Raw genomic sequence first — 20593 nt, 5'->3', positions numbered from 1 at the left:
ATAGCTCAGTTAGCCCAGGAACGGGAAGTTAAAGGTATTCCAAAAAATAATATCTTTAACCACCAACCATCACACTTCCCTATGGAACTCAGTACTCTCGATTATAGTTTTATCATTGTCTTCTTTTCAACGGTTCTGGCTATAGGGATTATCGTCTCCAAAAAATCAGGTAAGAATACTTCTGAATTCTTTCTCAGTGGGAGAACCATGCCCTGGTGGTTGCTCGGACTTTCCATGGTGGCCACAACCTTTTCTACTGATACGCCTAATTTGGTAACGGATATTGTTCGTACGAATGGAGTTTCCGGCAACTGGGTATGGTGGGCATTCCTTATTACAGGCCTTCTTACCGTTTTTGTTTACGCTAAGCTCTGGAGGAAGAGTAACGTAAATACCGATCTCGAATTTTATGAACTTCGGTATGGAGGGGCAGCGGCCAGCTTTCTCAGAAAGTTCAGGGCTGTTTATCTGGGGGTCATTTTTAACGTAATTACCATGTCTGCCGTAACTCTGGCAGCGATAAAGATTGGAGGAATTATGCTGGGGCTTGAACCCTGGCAAACGGTGGTCAGTGCCGGACTCATCACTGTTATTTTTAGTGCCCTCGGGGGATTCAAAGGGGTGGTCTATACCGATTTCCTCTTATTTTTTGTCGCCATGTCCGGAGCTATTGGCGCGGCCTACTATTTGGTCAACATGCCGGAAGTTGGCGGAATTGCGGCCTTGATGGCGAATGAAAATGTCACCGACAAACTCTCTATTCTCCCTGATTTTAGCAATACTCAGGCCCTGATAACGCTTTTTATTATTCCCTTAGCGGTGCAGTGGTGGAGTTCCTGGTATCCGGGCGCCGAACCGGGTGGGGGAGGCTATATAGCCCAACGGATGCTGGCTGCAAAAAATGAAAATCACGCCATAGGTGCTACCTTCTTTTTTAATATCATGCACTATGCCCTGCGTCCATGGCCGTGGATACTGGTAGCCCTGGCCTCCTTAGTGGTCTACCCGGACGTGGCTAGTATTCAGGAAGCCTTCCCGGGTATTGCCGACGATAAATTGGGGCATGACCTGGCCTATTCAGCCATGCTGACAAAACTACCCAGTGGTTTGTTGGGATTGGTCCTGGCTTCTCTCATCGCCGCCTATATGTCAACGATCTCAACTCAACTCAACTGGGGATCATCTTATATCGTTTATGACTTTTACAAACAACAGATAAACCCCAATGCCTCTGAAAAACGTTTGGTCGCAGTAGGCCGGACCTCAACGGTAATACTTATGGTGCTTAGTGCTACACTGGCATTACTCTTGCAAAATGCCCTGCAATTGTTTGAGGTATTGTTGGTATTTGGCGCGGGTACGGGCCTTATATTTATTCTTCGATGGTTTTGGTGGCGGATTAATGCCTGGAGTGAAATAACAGCGATGTTTGCTTCTGGGATTATCTCCCTGGTCTTAAAACTCACTCCGGTTGGAGCCTTTCTCTTTGCCTCGGAAACAGGAGTTTTCCCCGATTGGTCCGAATACATCTTTGTGGTAGTAGTTACAACGGCTATCTGGATGGCTGCCACCTTCTTAACTCAGCCAGAATCCAAGGAAGTACTCCGCTCTTTTTACATGAAAATACAACCCGGAGGACCGGGCTGGGCTAAAGTAGTGAGAGAGGCTGAAGAGGATAAACAACGAATCATTAATACCACCGAAAAGTGGAGCGTTCCCTCGGGAATAGCAGCTATGTTGTTGGGTTGCGTACTGATTTACACCATCATGTTTGCAACAGGATACTGGATCTATGGCAAGACACTTCCTGCAGGAATTTTGACTGTAGTTGCTATCATCTCAGGATACTTGCTGGCAAGGGTCTGGAATAAAATGAAAGGTACTATTCTCTAAATACTATGAAAGAAAGGATCATATCTGTAGACATTTTCAGGGGCTTAACCATAGCCTTGATGATATTGGTAAATACCCCGGGCACATGGGAATACGTATATCCGCCTCTGCGACATGCAGATTGGCACGGATATACCCCAACAGACCTTGTTTTCCCCTTTTTCCTTTTTATAGTAGGGACTTCCATTGTCTTTGCCTATCGAAATAAAGAACCGAATTCTGCTACCTACAAGAAAATAAGCATTCGTACCCTTAAACTCATTGGCCTCGGATTGTTCCTGGGTGCATTTACGATCTCGTTTCCCTTCTTCAAGGATTTTTCTGAAATCAGATTTCCAGGGGTCTTACAACGTATAGGTGTTGTATTCTTCTTTGCAGCGATAATTTTTCTGAATTTTAATTGGAAAGTGATTCTCGGGATTACTATTGCCATTCTTGCAGGGTACTGGATTTGGATGGGATTTATTCCCCTACAGGGGGATGCCCCAACCTTTGACCGGGCCCCAAATAATTGGGCAAATTATATAGACTTACAGGTTTTTGGAACCCATATGTACAAAGATGATTACGATCCGGAAGGCCTGCTTAGTACATTGCCTTCAATAGCCTCCTCCCTTCTTGGGATTTTTACCGGACTAATCCTGATTTCAAAACGAGCAAAAAAGGAGCTACTGCTTCTCGCCGTTGGTATAGGAATGCTGCTTCTGGGATATTTGTGGGACCTGGCATTTCCCATCAACAAAGCCTTGTGGAGTAGCAGCTTTGTCTTAGTGACAGCCGGATGGGCCAACATTTTTCTTGCCCTTATTTATTACCTGACGGATGTAAAAGGGATACAGTTTGGCAGTATTTTCAGGTATACCGGGGCCAACGCAATCACCCTGTATTTCCTCTCTAGCTTTGTCACCAAAATTTTCTATTCAGTACAGGTAGAGGAAGGCCTGTCATTACACGGCTGGATTTACAAAAACATCTACGTCCAATCCTTCCTTTCCGGTGAGCTGTCTTCCCTGCTTTACGGACTTTCTGTAGTGAGCTTTTATTTACTACTCGCCCTTCTAATGTATCGAAGGAAGATTTTTATAAAGGTTTAGTAGAAGACGCTTATTGATCTACTGCCGAAGAAATTTTCTTAGGGAAGGCCCATTTCAGGAAAAGGGGGAATACACCAGACCAGGTGGGCAGATCGTGTTTTCCACCGGGAATTTCTACATAACTGATCTTACCGGGATAGGTATAGCCTTTTAATTGGAGTTCTTTGATCAGATCCATGGTATCGTCTATTGAATCGATAACCCCATTGTGATTGCGGTCTGCCTTTTCATCATGCGTACCACACATAAACCAAAAGGAGAGATGTGGAGAATAGTCTCCTTCTTTTACCATGTCGAGCACAATCCTACTCCGGTCTTCGGGATCCTTTCGGGTATAGGCTTTTTTTCGCCACCAGAACGAGCCACTGAACACAGCTGCTTTTCCAAACAAGCCGGGATGGTTATAAACAATATCAAATGCCGAAAGTCCGCCCAGCGACATCCCGCAGAACACCCATTCTTCTTTATGGGAACTCGCCCTGAATTCTTTTTTTAAAAACGGGATAAACTCTTCAGTTACGAAGAGCGAATACAAATCCGCTTTATCGCCTCGTCCTTTGTAGTCAGCAATACCTGAAGTGCCGTACTCTTTCATTCTGTTTTCATCGGTCTCCAGACCCACGTATAGAAATGGCATAAGTTTTTTATCCCGATAGGCTTCCGTTATTATATGCTCCAGACGTAGTGCCGTGAAATCCTGCCCGTCGTTCATGAGAAGCACCGGGAAGCGAGTGTCAGAGTTTCTGAAAGAAGGCGGAGCTACTAACCTGAACCGAACTTTCCTTTTTAAATTATTTGAAAAAAACGATCCTTTTAAACTGATGTGATCTACATTGAAAATCATTCTGTCATTTTAAAGGGAGCAAGTATAAGGAATCCGCTGAATTTAAGCAGAGGATATCCAAAAATAAAATATCTTTGCGCACCAAAATTTTATTGTTATACTAAATAATTTAGGTTAAATTATCCTATGGCATCCATCCAATACATTCAGTATTATTCAAATACCCTGGAACGAAATATAAATCTGGAAATCACCGGGCATTGGGGATATCCTATTCTGATGTTTCCCTCCTCTTATGGGAGTTTTACACAAAACAACGATTTTGGCCTGAATGGGTCTGTAATGAACTTTGTAGAGGAAGGCAGGATAAAGCTGTACAATGTTGAAACTATTGACGGTATGAGTTTCTATGCCGAGAATATGTCGTCCGAAACCAAGATCCACAACTACGAATTGTATATGCAATTCCTGAAAAACGAGCTAATTCCTTTCATTCAGAGGGAGTGTAACTCACATCGAATTGGAGTTGCCGGAGTGAGTTTTGGAGGATACCATGCAGGCAACACTGCATTTAGGTTCCCCGATCTGGTTTCACATATGTTTACCATGTCGGGCGTATTCAATATCCGGAATTTTGTGCCTTTATCGGACGATATGAGGATCTATTACAACTGTCCGGATGAATTTATGAAGAACGAAGAGAGTTGGAAGTTTCAGCATATGAACCTGGTGCTCAGCACCTCAGACTGGGATAGCTGTAAGCCCAAGAATGTACATATGGCAGGGATACTCGAATCAAAAGGCATACCTTATTGGTATGATGAGAAAAAATGGATAGACCACGACTGGCCCTTGTGGAAAATGGCGTTTCCCGAATATATTGGCCGATATTTTTAATTTAAAACACTGAGAATTATGATAAAAAAAGTAGGAATTTTATTTGGAATGGAAGACACCTTTCCATGGGCCTTTATTGATAAGGTAAATGAAATTGGAGAGGGAAAAGTAGTTGCCGAACCCGTATTGATTGACAAAGTTCAGCAGGGGATCGATTACGGCTACCATGTGATCATTGATCGAATTTCACAGGAAGTTCCTTTTTACAGGGCATATCTCAAGAATGCTGCCCTTATAGGCACGGCCGTGATCAACAACCCTTTTTGGTGGAGTGCAGATGAGAAATTCTTCAATAACTGCCTGGCCATGCAAATTGGAGTACCTGTTCCCAAAACAATACTGTTGCCATCTAAATCAAGACCGGATGACACCACCGAAAAATCATTTCGCAACCTGAAGGCTCCTTTGGATTGGGACTATATTTTTAATTACATCGGATTTCCCGCCTATATGAAACCTCATTCAGGCGGAGGATGGAAGAGTGTCTATAAAGTAAATGATCCGGACGATTTATTTGCGAAACACGCAGAGACAGACCAACTCGTAATGATGTTGCAGGAGGAAATTGTATTTGATGATTACTACAGGGTGTATTGCCTGGGGCAAAAATACGTGCATATAATGCCGTATGAACCCAGAAACGAGTTTCATTTGAGGTATGTTACAGAGCCTAAAACCACCGGCGCAGAACATCAGAAGCTTATGAAGACCATCCATGACTATACCATAAAACTCAATAAAGCCCTTGGATATGATTTCAATACGGTGGAATTTGCGGTAAGGAATGGAATACCTTATGCTATTGATTTCTGTAATCCGGCACCGGATGCTGACATCCATTCTGTTGGGGAAGGGAATTTCAGGTGGATAGTGGAACACGCTGCAAAATTTGCTGTCGAAAAAGCCATTGCACACAAGGAGAATTCAAATAACAGTTCCTGGGGTACTTATGTACAGCAATGTGTGGCACCTTCGATCCAAAAAGTCCCTAAACCGCCATTGAAATCGGCAGCTCAGGTGAAGAGATCGGATGTGAAGAAAACACCGATCACAAAAAGTAAAAGTAAGGCCAGAGGCACAACTTCTAAGGACTCAACTAAGTCGACAGCAAAAAAGACTCCGCCAAAGAAAAAGTAAGCTAACCTATAATTCGCGATCATGAAAAAGTTCACTCTGGGGATAGAAGAAGAGTTTCAGATTTTAGACAGTGATACCTTTACGCTGAGGTCTCATATGTCAAAGATCCTGGAGGGCGGAAAAATACTACTTAAAGAACGCATCAAGGAAGAGATGCATCAATCCGTTATTGAAATGGGGACCAATGTCTGTGAGAATATCACACAGGCAAGGGATGAGGTTTCATACCTCAGACAGCAGGTGATTGAACTGGCCAACAAAGAGGGATTAAAGGTGGCAGCTGCCGGAACTCACCCTTTTTCAATGTGGAGTGAACAACACATTACCCCTAACCCGCGATACGATGAATTGATCGCGGAAATGAAAGATGTGGCCAGGTCTAACCTGATTTTTGGCATGCATGTTCACGTTGGAATCCCTAACAGGGAAGAGGGCCTGCAGATCATGAATGTGGCTCGATATTTCCTGCCACACTTGTACGCGCTTTCTACTAATTCCCCATTTTGGGAGGGCAGAGATACAGGTTTTAAGTCGTTTCGCTCCAAGATCTTCGACAAGTTCCCTAGGACCGGAATTCCACCATACTTCTCCAGTGTGGCAGAATACGACAAATTTGTTGATGTGCTGGTAAAGACCAATTGCATAGACAATGGGAAAAAGATCTGGTGGGATATCAGACTACACCCCTTTTATCCAACCGTTGAGTTCAGGGTTTGCGACATGGTGATGACCGTAGATGAGGTAACTTGCCTCGCGGCTTTGATGCAGTGCATCATAGCCAAGCTCCACAATCTTCACCAGAAAAACCAGAGCTTCAGATCTTACAGGCGGGTATTGATTAACGAAAATAAATGGAGGGCAGCCCGATGGGGTATGGAGGCCAAACTAATTGATTTTGGGAAGGAAGAAGAAGTTCCGTTTAAAACCCTGATCAACGAGTTGCTCGACTTTGTAGAGGACGTGGTGGATGAACTGGGTTGCCGAAACGAGGTAAATTACGTTTACCAAATGCTGGAACAGGGTTCAGGGGCAGACCGGCAGCTGAAAGTATTCAATGAAACCAACGACCTAAAAGAAGTTGTAAAATACATAGTGGGAGAAACCGGCAAAGGCCTGTAAAGGAGGAAAATTAAAATTATTAATCGTCCTAACCTATCCCAAATTAGAAAAACAATTAATGCACTCAACATATAAGATTGCCATTCTCGACATGAATGCAGGGCAACCCAATGAGGGGATGCGCTGTATTAAACTGCTTGTTGAACAATTTATAAACAGAGAGGATATCAACGGGGATTATCGCATCTTCGATGTTCGTGTACATCACGAGGTTCCGGAAATTCATGACTTTGATATTTTTATCGCCTCTGGCGGACCGGATTCTCCAAAACCCAAAGGGGAGAAGTGGGAAAAGAAATTTTACCGGTTTCTTGATGATATTTATGACCACAATCTTCTCGAGGAACGGAAGAAACACCTTTTCCTGATTTGCCATTCCTTCCAGGTGGCTGTGATCCATTGGAACCTGGCAAAAGTGACCAAAAGAAAGTCTACGGCATTTGGCATTATGCCCGTTCACAAAACAAAGAAGGGAAGGTTGGAATCCCTGCTCGACGGACTTCAAAACCCATTTTATGCAGTAGATTCCAGAGATTATCAGGTGGTAAAACCTAAAAAGAAAAGGCTTAAAAGCCTGGGGTGCAAAGTGCTGTGCAAGGAAAAGAAAAGACCCCACGTTCCGCTTGAACGAGCCGTTATGGCCATTCGTTTTTCAAAAGAAATTTTTGGGGTACAATTCCATCCGGAAGCAGATTCGGAAGGAATGATGCGCTACTTTAAAAGAGCCGATAAGCGAGCCCACATTGTAAAACATCACGGAAAAAAGAAGTATCTCGATATGATGACCCATTTAGACGATGACGATAAAATCCTGAAGACAAACAGGACAATAATCCCTAAGTTTTTAGAGCAAGCAGCCGATGCTATCGATCACCAAACCCCTGTATCTGTATGATATCCGGAGTAAGAGAGGCATTTAACCGAGATTTTAAGCAGTCGTATTACGAAGGGCTGCAGCAGGAGGTTTTACAGACTTTTGGAGAACCATGTCCATTCCGAATTTCAGAAACCCCCGTTTTTATTGATCGCGAGATGAAGAAAAAGGTGCTCGACGCCTGTGAGGCTATACTTGAGCAACTGGACCAACTCGAATTTGAAGAGGTAAGGCAACGCTTTATGCCTAAACATCTGCATTCACCTACTCCTGTGGGCAATCCGCATTTTCTCGGTATTGACTTTGGAATTTGCCAGGATGAAGAAGGAAATTTAAGTCCACAGCTGATTGAATTACAAGCTTTTCCCTCCCTCTTTTGTTATCAACCTTTTTTAGCCAAGGCATTCAAAAAGCATTACCCAAACTTGCCCGATAAAGGATATCACTATTTACTGGGAGGACACACGGAAGAAACCTATTTCAACACCCTTAGGGAAGTTATATTAGGAGAAGAAGATCCCGAGAATGTGATCTTGATGGAGATCTATCCCGAAAAACAAAAGACGCGGATCGATTTCTCAGCTACTCAACAGGCCCTGGGGATAGCGGTGGTTTGCATGACAAAGATCATCAAAGAAGGGAAACAGTTGTATTACGAAAAAGACGGACGGAAAATCAGGATAAGCAGGATATACAACCGGGTAATTTTTGATGACCTGTATCAGTTTAAAGACCTCAAAACGAATTTCAATCTGTTTGATGACCTGGACGTAGAGTGGATTACCAACCCGGACTGGTTCTTTATGATCTCTAAATGCATAATGCCTATGCTTTCCCACGAAAGCGTGCCCAATTCATACTACCTGGACGAGATCCCCAAAGATATTGATCTCAGTGAGTACGTCCTTAAACCGCTATTTTCTTTTGCAGGGAAAGGTGTGAACCTGGAGCCTACCTGGGAATTACTCAATTCTATAGAAGACCGAAAGAATTATATGCTTCAGCAAAAGGTTACCTACGCTCCTCTTATCAAGACCAATACGGATAAAAACGCAAAGGTAGAGTTGCGTATACTTTATATTTGGAGCGAGGAAGAAGGAAAATTAAAGCCTGTGGTTAACCTTACACGAATGGGAAAAGGCCCCATGATTAATGTTTCTCACCTCACAAATGATTCCTGGATAGGATCTTCCATCAGTTTTTTCGAGGATTAGGTAACTGCAATTAACGATTGCTCAAGAGTCGGGCTACGTATTTCCCAATGACATCAAATTCTAAGTTTACCCTGCTGCCGACCTCGTATTCTTTAAATCGGGTGTGTTCATAGGTGTAGGGAATAATGGCCACACTAAAGCTGCTCTCCTCCGAATTTACAACCGTGAGGCTTACCCCGTCTACAGTGATGGATCCTTTTTCGATGGTAATATCATTTGGTTTTGCCGGGTAATTGAAGGTAAAATACCAACTGCCGTCTTTCTGTTCAATTTTAGTACAAGTACCGGTAGTATCCACGTGGCCCTGCACGATGTGGCCGTCAAGCCGAGTTCCCAGGATCATAGCCCGCTCAAGGTTCACCAGGTCTCCCGTTTTAAGATCATTTAAGTTAGATTTCAGCAGGGTTTCTTCTACAGCGGTTACCACATAAGAATCACCTTCAATTCCCACCACGGTAAGGCAAACACCATTATGAGCAACACTTTGATCGATTTTGAGTTCGGATGCGAGTTGAGTGGAGATGGTAAGGTGAAGATTGCTGCCTTCTTGTTGGAGGTTTGTGATCTTACCAAGGGTTTCTATTATTCCTGTAAACATGACAGAGGGGATTAAAAAAGAAATTTTTAGACCGTCGGGAAGGTCTTAATAACGTATTTTTGAACTAAATAAAAAGAAGCGCCTGCGGCGTTCATTTTAAGTGTCAAAGGTAAGGCAAAGACAAGATATATGAAGAAGGAAAGTGCAAATATTAAAGTTGGGATATCAGTGGGAGACCTCAATGGCATTGGGTGTGAAGTGATCCTGAAAACTTTTGAGGACAACAGGATGCTGGAGTTGTGTACCCCGGTTATTTTTGCTTCGAATAAGACGATAAGTCAGCAGAAGTCCGACCTGGGAATAAACATTACATTTCACGGGGTTGAACGGGCATCTCAGGCGATTTCCGGCAAAGTCAATGTCGTTAATGTCTGGAAACAAACTCCGGAAATACAATACGGAAAAGAGACAGCAGAAGCGGGCAAATATGCCATTCAATCATTAAAAGCCGCAGTAAAAGCACTCCAAAATAATGAAATAGATGTCCTCGTAACAGCACCTATAAACAAGAAAAATATTCAGGCAGAAGACTTTAATTTTCCTGGACATACTGATTATCTCGCTCAGGAACTCGGGGGGGAAAGTTTGATGTTCATGGTCACTGACACCCTAAAGGTTGGACTTTTAACAGACCATGTAGCGGTGAAAGATGTGGTCGAGAACATCACGTCCAAAAGGATCAGAAATAAGATCGACATCATAGAGAAAAGCCTGAAAATAGATTTTGCCATCACAAAGCCGAAAATTGCCATGTTGGGAATCAACCCTCACAGTGGGGATAATGGAGTTATTGGAAAAGAGGACGATGAGGTTTTGAGACCCGTAATTAAAGAAATGGTCAGCAACGGAAAGCTGATCTTCGGGCCTTATGCTGCTGATAGTTTTTTTGGATCTGATGTCTACAAGCAATTTGATGCCATTCTGGCGGCCTACCACGACCAGGGACTTATTCCCTTTAAAACCTTATCCTTCGGGCAAGGAGTAAACTTCACGGCAGGCTTGAATAGGGTGAGGACTTCCCCTGACCACGGCACGGCATATGAAATTGCCGGGAAGAGCAAGGCAGACCCGGGTTCCTTTAAGGAAGCGGTGTTTACCGCTATAAAGATTTACAGGAACAGGGAGGATTATAAGGAGATCTCAAAAAACCCTTTGCGGAAGCAAAAAACAAGGGCTTCTCAGGGATAGTCCTGAATTTGGCATCTCCTTCAGTATAAGAGGCCTAAATAATTGATAAATTGATTTGCAATTGACAAAATAATTTTATCTTTGCACGCCTTAAACGATTGAACACAATGACGACGCGTAAGGAATTTATAATTCCTTTTTCAGGATTAAAAGTAGGGGCACACTCGTTTGAGTATCATATTAATAATTCGTTCTTTGAATCTTTTGAGTACTTAGAGTTTAATGAGACCGATATTTCGGTTAAAGTCCATTTTAACAAAACGAGTACGGTTATGGAACTTGAAATGGAAGCTCAGGGCACAGTTAATGTAGCCTGTGACCTTACCAATGAACCCTTTGATCAGGAGGTTTCTGCATCTTTGCCGCTTGTGGTGAAGTTTGGAGAAGAATACAATGACGAGGATGATGAGATCCTTGTTATTCCACATGGGGAACATCAGTTCAATATTGCGCAATACATCTACGAGATGCTTGTGCTTGCCGTACCTCAAAAAAGAATCCACCCGGGAGTGGAGGATGGAACTCTCAAGTCGGAAGCTTTGAAAAAGCTCGAAGAATTGCAACCAAAAGAATCAAATAACAAAGATAATACGGATCCCCGGTGGGATGCTTTAAAAAATTTACTAACGGATAAATAAAAGTCGCGATGGCACATCCTAAGAGGAAAATTTCCAGAACCAGAAGAGACAAAAGAAGAACTCACTATAAAGCGGTAGCTCCAACTCTTGCAAAAGATCCTACAACAGGAGAAGTGCATTTGTATCACAGAGCTCACTGGCACGAAGGTAAATTATACTACCGAGGCCAGGTGCTGATAGACAAATCGGAAGAAGTTTCGGCTTAATTCTGAAATAAGATCAAAGACTCCCATTTACTACAATGGGAGTTTTTTTATGACCACTAAGTAAAGGCCGAAAAAGCACTATTTTGATCATAAAAGTCATAAAAAATCACTATTTTTCACCACTTTTGGAGCATTTTTTAAAGGTTTCCTTATAAAACTCTTGTTCGCATGACCAAAATTACAGCAGCGATTTCAGCTGTGGGGGCCTTTGTGCCAGACTACAGGTTAACCAATAAGATCTTGGAAACCATGGTGGAAACTACAGATGAATGGATTACCACCCGCACCGGAATTAAAGAACGCAGAATCCTAAAGGATAAAGATAAAGGCACCTCTTACCTGGCAATTAAAGCCGCTGAGGACCTGATAGCAAAATCAAATATAGACCCGGCCGAGATTGACCTCGTTATATTGGGGACGGCTACTCCAGACTTGCCTGTAGCTTCAACAGCGGTATATGTAGCCAGTCAAATTGGGGCTGTCAATGCCTTTGCATACGATTTACAGGCAGCCTGTTGCAATTTCCTTTACGGGATGTCAACTGCCGCCCGCTATATAGAATCAGGGAAGTACAAAAAAGTCTTGCTGATTGGGGCGGACAAAATGTCTTCTATCCTCGATTACACAGACAGGACCACCTGTATCATCTTCGGCGATGGAGCAGGTGCTGTTTTATTTGAACCGAACACTGATGGAATGGGGTTGTTAGACGAATACCTCAGGTCTGATGGAAACGGAAGAGAGTTTCTTAAAATTGAGGCCGGAGGATCTCTTCTCCCACCCTCCGAAGAAACTGTGAAGAACAAACAGCATTACGTCTTCCAGGACGGGAAGTCGGTATTTAAATTTGCTGTTTCCAATATGGCAGATGTTGCCGCGCGCATCATGGAAAGGAATGAACTTACACACGATGACGTACAATGGCTGGTTCCTCACCAGGCGAATAAACGAATTATTGATGCTACATCAAATCGAATGGGTCTTGATCCCGCCAAAGTGATGATGAACATTCAGCGATATGGCAATACTACTTCTGCTACCTTACCGCTTTTACTGAGCGATTATGAAGAGCAGTTGAAAAAAGGAGATAACCTGGTCTTTGCCGCTTTTGGTGGTGGTTTTACCTGGGGCTCCATATATTTAAAATGGGCATATAACTAAGCAAGAACTAATCAAATAAGAATACCATGGATATTAAAGAGATTCAAAGCTTAATTAAGTTTGTGGCGAGATCCGGTGCCAGTGAAGTAAAACTGGAAACCGATGAAATTAAGATCACGATCAGAACAGGGAGTGCAGATTCCGGTGGGGAAACTACTTATATTCAACAAGTCCCTGCAGCAATGGCACCTGCTCCTACCCCTCAGGCACCGGCAGCACCAGCACCTGCAACCGAAGCAGCTCCTGCTAAAAAAGAAGAAGACTCAAAGTACGTAACGATTAAATCACCGATAATTGGTACTTTCTACAGAAAGCCTTCTCCGGATAAGCCTTCTTTTGTGGAAGTTGGGGATAGTATCGCCGTTGGTGATGTACTATGTGTTATTGAGGCAATGAAGCTTTTCAATGACATAGAATCAGAAGTTTCAGGAAAAATTGTAAAAGTCCTTGTAGACGATTCCTCTCCTGTGGAGTTTGATCAACCACTTTTCCTGGTAGACCCATCCTAATACATAATAACAGCACCAGGAATGTTTAGTCCCTGAGAGGGAGAACAGATTGTCCTGGTCATTGAAAATGAGGTAATTATGTTTAAGAAAATACTTATTGCGAACAGAGGTGAAATTGCCCTGAGAATTATTCGTACCTGTAAGGAAATGGGGATTAAGACCGTAGCCGTATACTCAAAGGCAGACGAAGAAAGTCTCCACGTTCGCTTTGCAGACGAGGCCGTGTGTATTGGCCCGGCTCCCAGTAGCGAATCCTATCTGAAAATTCCAAATATTATCGCTGCAGCGGAAATTACCAATGCCGATGGAATACATCCAGGGTATGGCTTCTTATCTGAAAACTCAAAATTCTCAAGGATTTGCGCCGAACACGATATAAAGTTTATCGGAGCTACCGGTGAACAGATCGATAAAATGGGCGACAAGGCCACGGCCAAGGAAACCATGAAAAAGGCAGGAGTGCCTTGTGTTCCCGGTTCAGAGGGTATACTGAAGGACGTTGCAGACGCTAAAAAGACCGCTAAGAAAGTGGGCTATCCGGTAATGATCAAAGCTACTGCCGGTGGTGGAGGTAAGGGAATGCGGGCCGTATGGAAGGAAGAAGAAATGGAGGCAGCTTTCAATAGCGCAGTAAAGGAGGCAACCGCCGCTTTCGGCAATGGCGGAATGTATATGGAAAAGCTTATTGAGGAACCCCGGCATATTGAAATTCAGGTTGTGGGCGATCAGTTTGGAAAAGCCTGCCATCTCTCCGAAAGAGATTGTTCTATCCAGCGGAGACACCAGAAACTAACAGAAGAAACTCCATCGCCCTTTATGACGGATAAGCTCAGGGAAGATATGGGGAAAGCTGCGATCAAAGCAGCAGAATTTATTAAGTACGAAGGAGCAGGTACCATAGAATTTTTGGTAGACAAACACCGTAAGTTCTATTTTATGGAAATGAATACCAGGATCCAGGTTGAACATCCTATCACAGAACAGGTGGTAGACTATGATTTGATCAGGGAACAGATCTTGGTAGCCGGCGGAGTACCTATTTCGGGGAAAAACTACTATCCAAAATTACATGCTATCGAATGCCGGATCAATGCCGAAGATCCGTACAACAACTTCCGACCCTCACCCGGAAAGATCACCACTTTGCATACCCCGGGAGGCCACGGAATACGTCTCGATACCCATGTATACAGCGGCTATACCATTCCTCCAAACTATGACTCTATGATTGCCAAGCTGATTACCACTGCCCAAACCAGGGAAGAGGCAATCAATAAAATGAAACGGGCACTGGATGAATTCGTGATCGAAGGAATTAAAACCACTATACCTTTCCATCGACAATTGATGGATCACCCAGATTATTTGGCGGGGAATTATACCACCAAATTCATGGAGGATTTTAAAATGAATCCGGAACCCGAAAACAACTAAATTATAACTCCGGCAAGCGCCGGAGTTTCTATTCTAATGAACCTCAGCCATTGGGAATACAGTACCTGGTTTAAAGGGATCGACTATACCATTGTAGGTAGTGGTATCGTAGGACTATCCTGTGCCCTTGAACTGAGGAGAAAATATCCCAAAGCTAAAATAGTGGTCCTTGAAAGAGGGATACTTCCCCGGGGAGCAAGTACAAAAAATGCGGGCTTTGCCTGTTTTGGTAGTATTTCTGAGATACTTTATGACCTTGAACAACACAGTCCGGAGGAAGTACTCGCTTTGGTGAAAAAGCGTTTTGAGGGAATCGAATTACTGCGGTCAGCATTGGGAGATAGAGCATTGAACTTTCATCAATGGGGAGGGCACGAACTTTTTTTGGACAAGGATAAGGAGCTATTTGAGCAGTGCAAGGCCAAACTTGAACTAGTCAATGATCTTTTAAGCCCAGTATTCAAAAGCCCTGCTTTTGTGCTGCAGCCAAATACCTTTGGCTTTTCTAGGGTTGGGCCCCACTATATTACCAACCCATTTGAAGGTCAGATTGATACCGGTCTTATGATGGCCGCTATGCAGGCCAAGGTACAAGCCTCGGGAATTCAAATCTTCAACGCAATGGAGGTCTTAAACCACGAAGAGGATGCTCACGGCATAAGTGTACGCACAAAAGACCTGGATTTCAGAACAGAGAAATTAATCGTAGCAACCAACGGCTTTGCTGCCAAATGGTTGGAGAGTGATCTTCAACCCGCCAGAGCACAGGTCCTGATCACCAAACCGATTCCTGACTTGCAAATACAGGGAACTTTTCATTTTGATAAGGGGTATTATTATTTCAGGAACGTCGAAGATAGGATCCTTTTTGGTGGTGGGCGCAATCTCAATTTCAGGGGAGAGGAAACTGAGGAATTAGGTTTGACAGATCTAATTCAGAACGAACTTGAACGCCTTTTACATGAAGTTATACTTCCTGAAACTTCTTTCGAAATAGATCGGCGTTGGAGCGGAATTATGGGCGTTGGATCTAAGAAAAAACCTATTGTAAAAAGGCAATCAGATCGGGTATTCTACGGGGTTCGTCTGGGGGGCATGGGTATTGCCATTGGCAGTAGCGTTGGAAGGGATTTAGCCCAATTGGTATAGCCACCTTTGTTCTACAATTATTCCCCTTAAGCAGTATATCAGGAAATACGTATTTTAGTCAGACCGGCACCTTGATTAAATCCGGATGATCTAATGGAAATACTTTACCTGATAATAGCGGTACTGTGTATTGTTCTGCTGACAACTCGACTCAAAGTACACCCTTTTCTCGCCCTTCTGATTATTTCTATTGCCTACGGATTTTTTGCCGGTATGCCCTTATCAGAAATTACGGTTGCAATAAATGAGGGCTTCGGGGGGACCCTGGGTAAAATTGGTCTGATCATCGTTCTGGGAGTGATCATTGGGGCATTCCTTGAAAATACAGGAGGGGCTCAGACTATCGCTATGAAGGTACTTTCCCTGATTGGTAAAAAACGTATTCCTTTAGCCATGGGAGTAATTGGGTACATCGTATCTATTCCGGTTTTTGCGGATAGTGGTTTTATGCTTCTGCACCCGCTTAATAAAGGCTTGAGTAAAAAGGCAAAAATTTCTCTTGCAGGTGCGGCTATTGCCCTTGGCCTCGGCCTGATGGCCTCGCATACGATGGTACCTCCCACACCCGGTCCGATCGCTGCAGCTGGCATCCTGGAAGCCAATCTGGGACTGGTAATTGCATTTGGGATTCCTGTGAGTCTTGTGGCACTAACCGCAGGAATTATTTTTGCCTCTAAATACGCCTCGCGCACCTATATTGATCCTGATGACGGGGACGAGTCTGGCATTGAGGAAAATAGGAATTCAGAAGAAGCTCCCGGGATAATGAAGTCTTCACTACCTATCCTTGTTCCCATTGTTCTTATTGTACTCAAATCCGTATTGGTAGTACAGGTGGAAGGTGAATTGTCCCTGGCATTTCAAATAATTAGCTTCGTAGGAGAGCCTGTTATTGCTCTGCTGATAGGGGTGTTTTTGTGCTTGTTTTTGCCAAAGAAACTCAATAAGGATATGCTTTCTTCTGCAGGCTGGGTAGGCAAGGCAATCAAAGATGGGGCTTCAATTCTTCTGATCACAGGGGCAGGCGGGATTTTTGGTACTGTACTTCAAATGTCCGGTATTGCGGAGCTGCTGGGTAATGCCTTGCAAGATCTCAATATCGGGATATTTCTTCCTTTTATTCTGGCGGCGGCTCTTAAAACGGCCCAGGGATCATCTACTGTGGCACTAGTCACTACGGCATCTATCATTGCCCCTATGATGCCCTCGCTGGGATATGAAACAGAAATTCAAAAAGCTCTGGTGGTAGTGGCTATTGGTTCGGGATCTGCGATGGTCTCCCACGCTAATGATAGTTTTTTCTGGGTGGTTACACAAATGAGCGGAATGAATGTGAAAACAGGATATCGACTATTTGGATTGGGAACTGCCGTTCTCGGAATTACCGGGGCTGTTAGCGTTTTTATAGCTTCCCTTCTCTTTTCTTAGTTAATTTCCCTCAATCGTTTGTTGATGGTTTCTATGGCTACATTAAGGTAGACTTTGGCATTTATTTTCAGTGGTTTTTCGGAGTGAAAATAGATCTTCCCGTCTTCAGATTCTCCTTCTACGAGAAAGTACCCTCCCATAGGATATAGCTTCTTTACCCGGGTAGCAAGGCCGGAAGAATTGGCCACTTTAAATTCGTGGGCATAAACAATTATATTTCTTTTGGTATCGGCATAGGATTTCAGGACTGTGATGGGGAGCACATTGGCTTCTCCAAACAGACTGGCTACATAAAAATTCTTCGGGGATTCAAATACCTTGTTTGTTTCGCCATCTACCAGTAATTCTTTGTCCTTAAGCACGAGGATCCGATCTGCGAAAGGCAAAACATCCAGATGGTCGTGAGTTGCGGTAAGACAGCTGATGTTCTCCTCTTTGAGGTATTTGAAAAGATTACGCCTCAGGCTGTTTTTCCGAAAATTATCAATATGGCTGAAAGGTTCGTCTAACAATAAAATGTCGGGCTTTTGTGCCAGAACCCTTGCCAGGGCAACTCTTTGCTGCTGGCCACCGCTAAGGTTTTTAACCTTCACCTGAGCTTCAGAGGTCATTTCTATCATTTCCAGAAGCTCTTCTGTTCGTTGCTTTAACTGTTCAGGATAAAAAACGGAGAGGTGTTCACTGATATTTTCCGCAACCGTTGTAAATGGCATGAGATCAAATTCCTGTGAAAGGTACTTCATGTAGGATTCCCCCGGCACCAATTTGTAAAGCGGTCCCTTTACCTGCTCGTTTCGCCACGAGATTTCCCCTTCGCCAGGAGTAAGCAAGCCGTAGATCAATTTTAACAGGGTACTTTTTCCGCAACCACTTTCCCCCATCACCGCTACGTGCTCTCCTTGAGCAATTTCAAAGGAAATACCTTTCAGCACCTTGACTGCCTCGTAAGCAAAAGAAAGATTATTTACTTGTAACATAAGCCCGCTTTCCCGGATTCCATTAAAAAAATCCGTCTCCAAAGAAACGGATTTAAATCAACCCTCAGGGAGACTAATCTTTAAATTCTTTTAATACTTTTTGGTTTGGCAAAGTATCAAAGCCCATATTATAAAAAGTAAACGCGAAGATATCAGCATATTGTTCTATCGTCTTGCTGATAGGGGTACCCGCCCCATGACCAGCATTAGTCTCAATACGGATCAGAGTAGGATTATCCCCTGCCTGATTTTCCTGTAGCGTAGCGGCAAACTTAAAACTATGCGCAGGAACAACCCGGTCATCATGGTCCCCTGTGGTGACCAGCGTAGCCGGATACTCAACGCCCTCTTGAATATTGTGAAGAGGCGAATACCCCTTCAGATATTCAAACATTTCAGGGTTGTCTACTGCAGTTCCATAATCATATGCCCATCCGGCACCTGCCGTAAAAGTATGATAACGCAACATGTCGAGCACCCCAACTGCCGGGAGAGCAACTTTCATCAGGTCTGGTCGCTGTGTCATCGTTGCACCAACAAGCAGACCGCCATTAGAACCACCGCGGATGGCCAGATAATCTTTTGAGGTATAGTTATTTTCGATTAGATATTCTGCTGCAGCGATAAAATCGTCGAAAACATTTTGCTTCTTCATTTTGGTTCCCGCATCGTGCCATTTCTTTCCGTATTCGCCACCTCCTCTTAAGTTAGGAACGGCGTACACCCCTCCCTGTTCCATCCAGATTGCATTTAAGACACTGAAGGAAGGAGTAAGGCTTACATTAAACCCCCCGTAGCCGTAGAGGATGGTTGGGTTTTTACCATTTAATGCTGTGCCTTTCTTAAAAGTTATGATCATAGGGACTTTGGTACCGTCCTTAGATGTATAGAATACCTGCTTTGATTCGTAGTCAGAAGGATTAAAATCGATTTCAGGTTTCCAATATGTGCTGTATTCTCCGCTTGCAGGATCAAATTTATAAATAGAGCTTGGCGTATTGTAATTGGTAAAGGAAAAATAGAGGGTTTCCGCTTCTTTTTTACCATAGAAACCTCCTGCGCTTCCAATTCCGGGCAGATCAACTTCCCTGATCAATTCGCCTTTGGTATTGTATTGGAGTACTTTGGAAATGGCATCAATCATATACTCCGCAAAGATGTATCCACTTCCAGTATTTGCATTGAGCACGTTTTCTGTTTCAGGAATAACATCTTCCCAGTTCTCCGGCTTGGGGTTTGACGCATCTACTCGCACAACCTTTTGGTTAGGAGCATCCCTATTGGTCTGAATAAAAAGGGTGGTGCCCTCACTGTCAATCACATAACTATCCGAATCAGCGTCATCTAAAACAGTAATAAAAAGGGCGTTGGGATCTGAAAGATCTCTGATCAGCATCTTATTTCCGGAGGTAGTTGTTCTTGGGTACACGACCAGAAAGCGTTCATCTTCAGTTACACTTGCAGAAACATACCTGTGTTTTTCGGGAAGTATTCCTCCATAGATCAATTTATCATCAGCTTGTTTTGTACCCAGCGTATGGTAATACAACTTATGCTGATCTGTCTTGGCAGAGAGTTCGCTGCCTTCGGGCTTGTCATAGCTAGAATAGTAGAAACCTTCATTCCCTTTCCACGCAAGGCCGCTAAATTTAATATCAGATAAGGTGTCTTCGAGAATTTCCATCGACTCTGTATCAAGTACAATAGCTTTTCTCCAGTCGCTACCCCCTTCTGAGATGAGATAGGCTGCCAAAGATCCGTCTTTGCTGAAACTAAGACCGGCAAGTGAGGTTGTCCCATCTTCAGAAAAGGTGTTGGGGTCTAAGAAAACTTCTTCTTTACCGTCGTCTTTCTTGCGATAAACCACACTTTGGTTTTGCAGGCCATCATTTTTGTAATAGTAGGTATAGTTACCTTCCTTAAACGGGGCGCTTAACTTTTCGTAATTCCATAATTTTTCCATCCGGTTTTTCAAGTCTTCCCTGAAGGGAATGCTTTCCAGATATTTAAACGTAACATCATTCTGGGTCTTCACCCACTCCTCGGTTTCTGCGCTCCTGTCATCTTCCAGCCAGCGATATGGATCAGGAACGTCAACATCAAAATAAGTATCGACAGTATCCACTTTTTGAGTCATCGGATAATTCACAAGTAATCTTTCTGAGGTTGATTCATTTTTACAGGCCATAAAGGCAGTCAGGGCTAAAAGGACCAAGGCAATTTTTTTCATAAGGATATTTTATTGAGGCGCAAAAATACCTTAATTTCTTCTGTAATGGCAAGGGGAGCGGAC

At 43.5% G+C, this 20593-nt stretch carries 19 protein-coding genes; 15 read left to right on the top strand and 4 right to left on the bottom strand.

Annotation, left to right across the window (positions count from 1 at the left end):
* The first annotated feature begins 81 nt into the window (after nucleotides 1-81).
* Nucleotides 82-1893, top strand: a complete 1812-nt coding sequence (locus tag EQY75_RS12645; RefSeq protein WP_129607107.1) for a sodium:solute symporter family protein — start codon at nucleotides 82-84, stop codon at nucleotides 1891-1893.
* Nucleotides 1894-1898: 5 nt separating this feature from the next.
* Nucleotides 1899-2987, top strand: a complete 1089-nt coding sequence (locus EQY75_RS12640; RefSeq protein ID WP_129606406.1) for an acyltransferase family protein — start codon at nucleotides 1899-1901, stop codon at nucleotides 2985-2987.
* A 10-nt stretch (nucleotides 2988-2997) separates the two neighbouring features.
* Here the strand turns inward: EQY75_RS12640 and EQY75_RS12635 are convergent, their stop codons facing one another.
* The gene (locus tag EQY75_RS12635; protein ID WP_129606405.1) at nucleotides 2998-3831 is read right to left on the bottom strand and encodes an alpha/beta hydrolase; all 834 of its coding nucleotides are present in this window, start codon (nucleotides 3829-3831) and stop codon (nucleotides 2998-3000) included.
* A gap of 126 nt (nucleotides 3832-3957) precedes the next feature.
* Here EQY75_RS12635 and EQY75_RS12630 point away from each other — a divergent pair, with 126 nt between their 5' ends.
* Genes EQY75_RS12630 through EQY75_RS12610 form a run of 5 tightly spaced genes read left to right on the top strand, consistent with a single transcriptional unit; the run spans nucleotide 3958 to nucleotide 9012 of the window.
* A complete protein-coding gene (locus tag EQY75_RS12630; protein ID WP_129606403.1) occupies nucleotides 3958-4668 on the top strand; it encodes an alpha/beta hydrolase-fold protein in 711 nt (236 codons plus the stop codon).
* An 18-nt stretch (nucleotides 4669-4686) separates the two neighbouring features.
* Nucleotides 4687-5805: an ATP-grasp domain-containing protein gene (locus tag EQY75_RS12625; protein WP_246019884.1), complete on the top strand. Its 1119-nt coding sequence runs from the start codon at nucleotides 4687-4689 to the stop codon at nucleotides 5803-5805.
* Between the two features lie 21 nt (nucleotides 5806-5826).
* Nucleotides 5827-6924: a carboxylate-amine ligase gene (locus EQY75_RS12620; protein WP_129606401.1), complete on the top strand. Its 1098-nt coding sequence runs from the start codon at nucleotides 5827-5829 to the stop codon at nucleotides 6922-6924.
* A 58-nt stretch (nucleotides 6925-6982) separates the two neighbouring features.
* Complete coding sequence (locus EQY75_RS12615) at nucleotides 6983-7819, top strand: type 1 glutamine amidotransferase (RefSeq protein ID WP_129606399.1); 837 nt, start codon at nucleotides 6983-6985, stop codon at nucleotides 7817-7819.
* On the top strand, nucleotides 7816-9012 hold the full coding sequence (locus EQY75_RS12610) for a hypothetical protein (RefSeq protein ID WP_129606397.1): 1197 nt from the start codon (nucleotides 7816-7818) through the stop codon (nucleotides 9010-9012). The genes EQY75_RS12615 and EQY75_RS12610 overlap by 4 nt, the downstream gene beginning before the upstream one ends.
* 10 nt (nucleotides 9013-9022) lie before the next feature.
* Here EQY75_RS12610 and EQY75_RS12605 read toward each other — a convergent pair whose 3' ends face one another.
* Nucleotides 9023-9610: a riboflavin synthase gene (locus tag EQY75_RS12605; RefSeq protein ID WP_129606395.1), complete on the bottom strand. Its 588-nt coding sequence runs from the start codon at nucleotides 9608-9610 to the stop codon at nucleotides 9023-9025.
* A 129-nt stretch (nucleotides 9611-9739) separates the two neighbouring features.
* Between EQY75_RS12605 and pdxA the strand changes: the two genes are divergently transcribed.
* The 8 genes from pdxA to EQY75_RS12565 all read left to right on the top strand — a co-directional run bounded on the left by pdxA (nucleotide 9740) and on the right by EQY75_RS12565 (nucleotide 17323).
* The gene (pdxA, locus tag EQY75_RS12600) at nucleotides 9740-10798 is read left to right on the top strand and encodes a 4-hydroxythreonine-4-phosphate dehydrogenase PdxA (RefSeq protein ID WP_129606393.1); all 1059 of its coding nucleotides are present in this window, start codon (nucleotides 9740-9742) and stop codon (nucleotides 10796-10798) included.
* Between the two features lie 107 nt (nucleotides 10799-10905).
* Complete coding sequence (locus EQY75_RS12595; protein WP_129606391.1) at nucleotides 10906-11436, top strand: YceD family protein; 531 nt, start codon at nucleotides 10906-10908, stop codon at nucleotides 11434-11436.
* Nucleotides 11437-11444: 8 nt separating this feature from the next.
* Nucleotides 11445-11642: a 50S ribosomal protein L32 gene (rpmF, locus tag EQY75_RS12590; RefSeq protein ID WP_129606389.1), complete on the top strand. Its 198-nt coding sequence runs from the start codon at nucleotides 11445-11447 to the stop codon at nucleotides 11640-11642.
* 168 nt (nucleotides 11643-11810) lie between these two features.
* Nucleotides 11811-12803, top strand: coding sequence for a beta-ketoacyl-ACP synthase III (locus EQY75_RS12585; protein WP_129606387.1), 993 nt, complete (start codon nucleotides 11811-11813; stop codon nucleotides 12801-12803).
* Between the two features lie 26 nt (nucleotides 12804-12829).
* Nucleotides 12830-13312 carry an acetyl-CoA carboxylase biotin carboxyl carrier protein gene (gene accB, locus EQY75_RS12580; RefSeq protein ID WP_129606385.1) on the top strand — a complete coding sequence of 161 codons (483 nt, stop codon included), beginning with the start codon at nucleotides 12830-12832 and terminating at the stop codon, nucleotides 13310-13312.
* Between the two features lie 78 nt (nucleotides 13313-13390).
* The gene (accC, locus tag EQY75_RS12575; protein WP_129606383.1) at nucleotides 13391-14746 is read left to right on the top strand and encodes an acetyl-CoA carboxylase biotin carboxylase subunit; all 1356 of its coding nucleotides are present in this window, start codon (nucleotides 13391-13393) and stop codon (nucleotides 14744-14746) included.
* A 36-nt stretch (nucleotides 14747-14782) separates the two neighbouring features.
* A complete protein-coding gene (locus EQY75_RS12570) occupies nucleotides 14783-15895 on the top strand; it encodes an NAD(P)/FAD-dependent oxidoreductase (protein WP_129606380.1) in 1113 nt (370 codons plus the stop codon).
* Between the two features lie 93 nt (nucleotides 15896-15988).
* Nucleotides 15989-17323, top strand: a complete 1335-nt coding sequence (locus EQY75_RS12565; protein WP_129606378.1) for a GntP family permease — start codon at nucleotides 15989-15991, stop codon at nucleotides 17321-17323.
* Here EQY75_RS12565 and EQY75_RS12560 read toward each other — a convergent pair.
* Nucleotides 17320-18342, bottom strand: a complete 1023-nt coding sequence (locus tag EQY75_RS12560) for a sulfate/molybdate ABC transporter ATP-binding protein (protein ID WP_342774004.1) — start codon at nucleotides 18340-18342, stop codon at nucleotides 17320-17322. The two genes, EQY75_RS12565 and EQY75_RS12560, sit on opposite strands and share 4 nt — an antisense overlap.
* Nucleotides 18343-18373: 31 nt before the next feature.
* Nucleotides 18374-20530: a prolyl oligopeptidase family serine peptidase gene (locus EQY75_RS12555; RefSeq protein WP_129606377.1), complete on the bottom strand. Its 2157-nt coding sequence runs from the start codon at nucleotides 20528-20530 to the stop codon at nucleotides 18374-18376.
* Between the last annotated feature and the right edge of the window lie 63 nt (nucleotides 20531-20593).

Source organism: Muriicola soli (genome assembly GCF_004139715.1).
GTDB lineage: Bacteria > Bacteroidota > Bacteroidia > Flavobacteriales > Flavobacteriaceae > Muriicola > Muriicola soli.
This window is presented reverse-complemented; position numbering and strand designations above follow the sequence as displayed.

Excerpts from the sequence above, each read along its gene's own strand:
- EQY75_RS12645 (WP_129607107.1), top strand. The coding sequence starts at position 82 with ATGGAACTCAGTACTCTCGATTATAGTTTTATCATTGTCTTCTTTTCA.
- EQY75_RS12640 (WP_129606406.1), top strand. The coding sequence starts at position 1,899 with ATGAAAGAAAGGATCATATCTGTAGACATTTTCAGGGGCTTAACCATA.
- EQY75_RS12635 (WP_129606405.1), bottom strand. The coding sequence starts at position 3,831 with ATGATTTTCAATGTAGATCACATCAGTTTAAAAGGATCGTTTTTTTCA.
- EQY75_RS12630 (WP_129606403.1), top strand. The coding sequence starts at position 3,958 with ATGGCATCCATCCAATACATTCAGTATTATTCAAATACCCTGGAACGA.
- EQY75_RS12625 (WP_246019884.1), top strand. The coding sequence starts at position 4,687 with ATGATAAAAAAAGTAGGAATTTTATTTGGAATGGAAGACACCTTTCCA.
- EQY75_RS12620 (WP_129606401.1), top strand. The coding sequence starts at position 5,827 with ATGAAAAAGTTCACTCTGGGGATAGAAGAAGAGTTTCAGATTTTAGAC.
- EQY75_RS12615 (WP_129606399.1), top strand. The coding sequence starts at position 6,983 with ATGCACTCAACATATAAGATTGCCATTCTCGACATGAATGCAGGGCAA.
- EQY75_RS12610 (WP_129606397.1), top strand. The coding sequence starts at position 7,816 with ATGATATCCGGAGTAAGAGAGGCATTTAACCGAGATTTTAAGCAGTCG.
- EQY75_RS12605 (WP_129606395.1), bottom strand. The coding sequence starts at position 9,610 with ATGTTTACAGGAATAATAGAAACCCTTGGTAAGATCACAAACCTCCAA.
- pdxA (WP_129606393.1), top strand. The coding sequence starts at position 9,740 with ATGAAGAAGGAAAGTGCAAATATTAAAGTTGGGATATCAGTGGGAGAC.
- EQY75_RS12595 (WP_129606391.1), top strand. The coding sequence starts at position 10,906 with ATGACGACGCGTAAGGAATTTATAATTCCTTTTTCAGGATTAAAAGTA.
- rpmF (WP_129606389.1), top strand. The coding sequence starts at position 11,445 with ATGGCACATCCTAAGAGGAAAATTTCCAGAACCAGAAGAGACAAAAGA.
- EQY75_RS12585 (WP_129606387.1), top strand. The coding sequence starts at position 11,811 with ATGACCAAAATTACAGCAGCGATTTCAGCTGTGGGGGCCTTTGTGCCA.
- accB (WP_129606385.1), top strand. The coding sequence starts at position 12,830 with ATGGATATTAAAGAGATTCAAAGCTTAATTAAGTTTGTGGCGAGATCC.
- accC (WP_129606383.1), top strand. The coding sequence starts at position 13,391 with ATGTTTAAGAAAATACTTATTGCGAACAGAGGTGAAATTGCCCTGAGA.
- EQY75_RS12570 (WP_129606380.1), top strand. The coding sequence starts at position 14,783 with ATGAACCTCAGCCATTGGGAATACAGTACCTGGTTTAAAGGGATCGAC.
- EQY75_RS12565 (WP_129606378.1), top strand. The coding sequence starts at position 15,989 with ATGGAAATACTTTACCTGATAATAGCGGTACTGTGTATTGTTCTGCTG.
- EQY75_RS12555 (WP_129606377.1), bottom strand. The coding sequence starts at position 20,530 with ATGAAAAAAATTGCCTTGGTCCTTTTAGCCCTGACTGCCTTTATGGCC.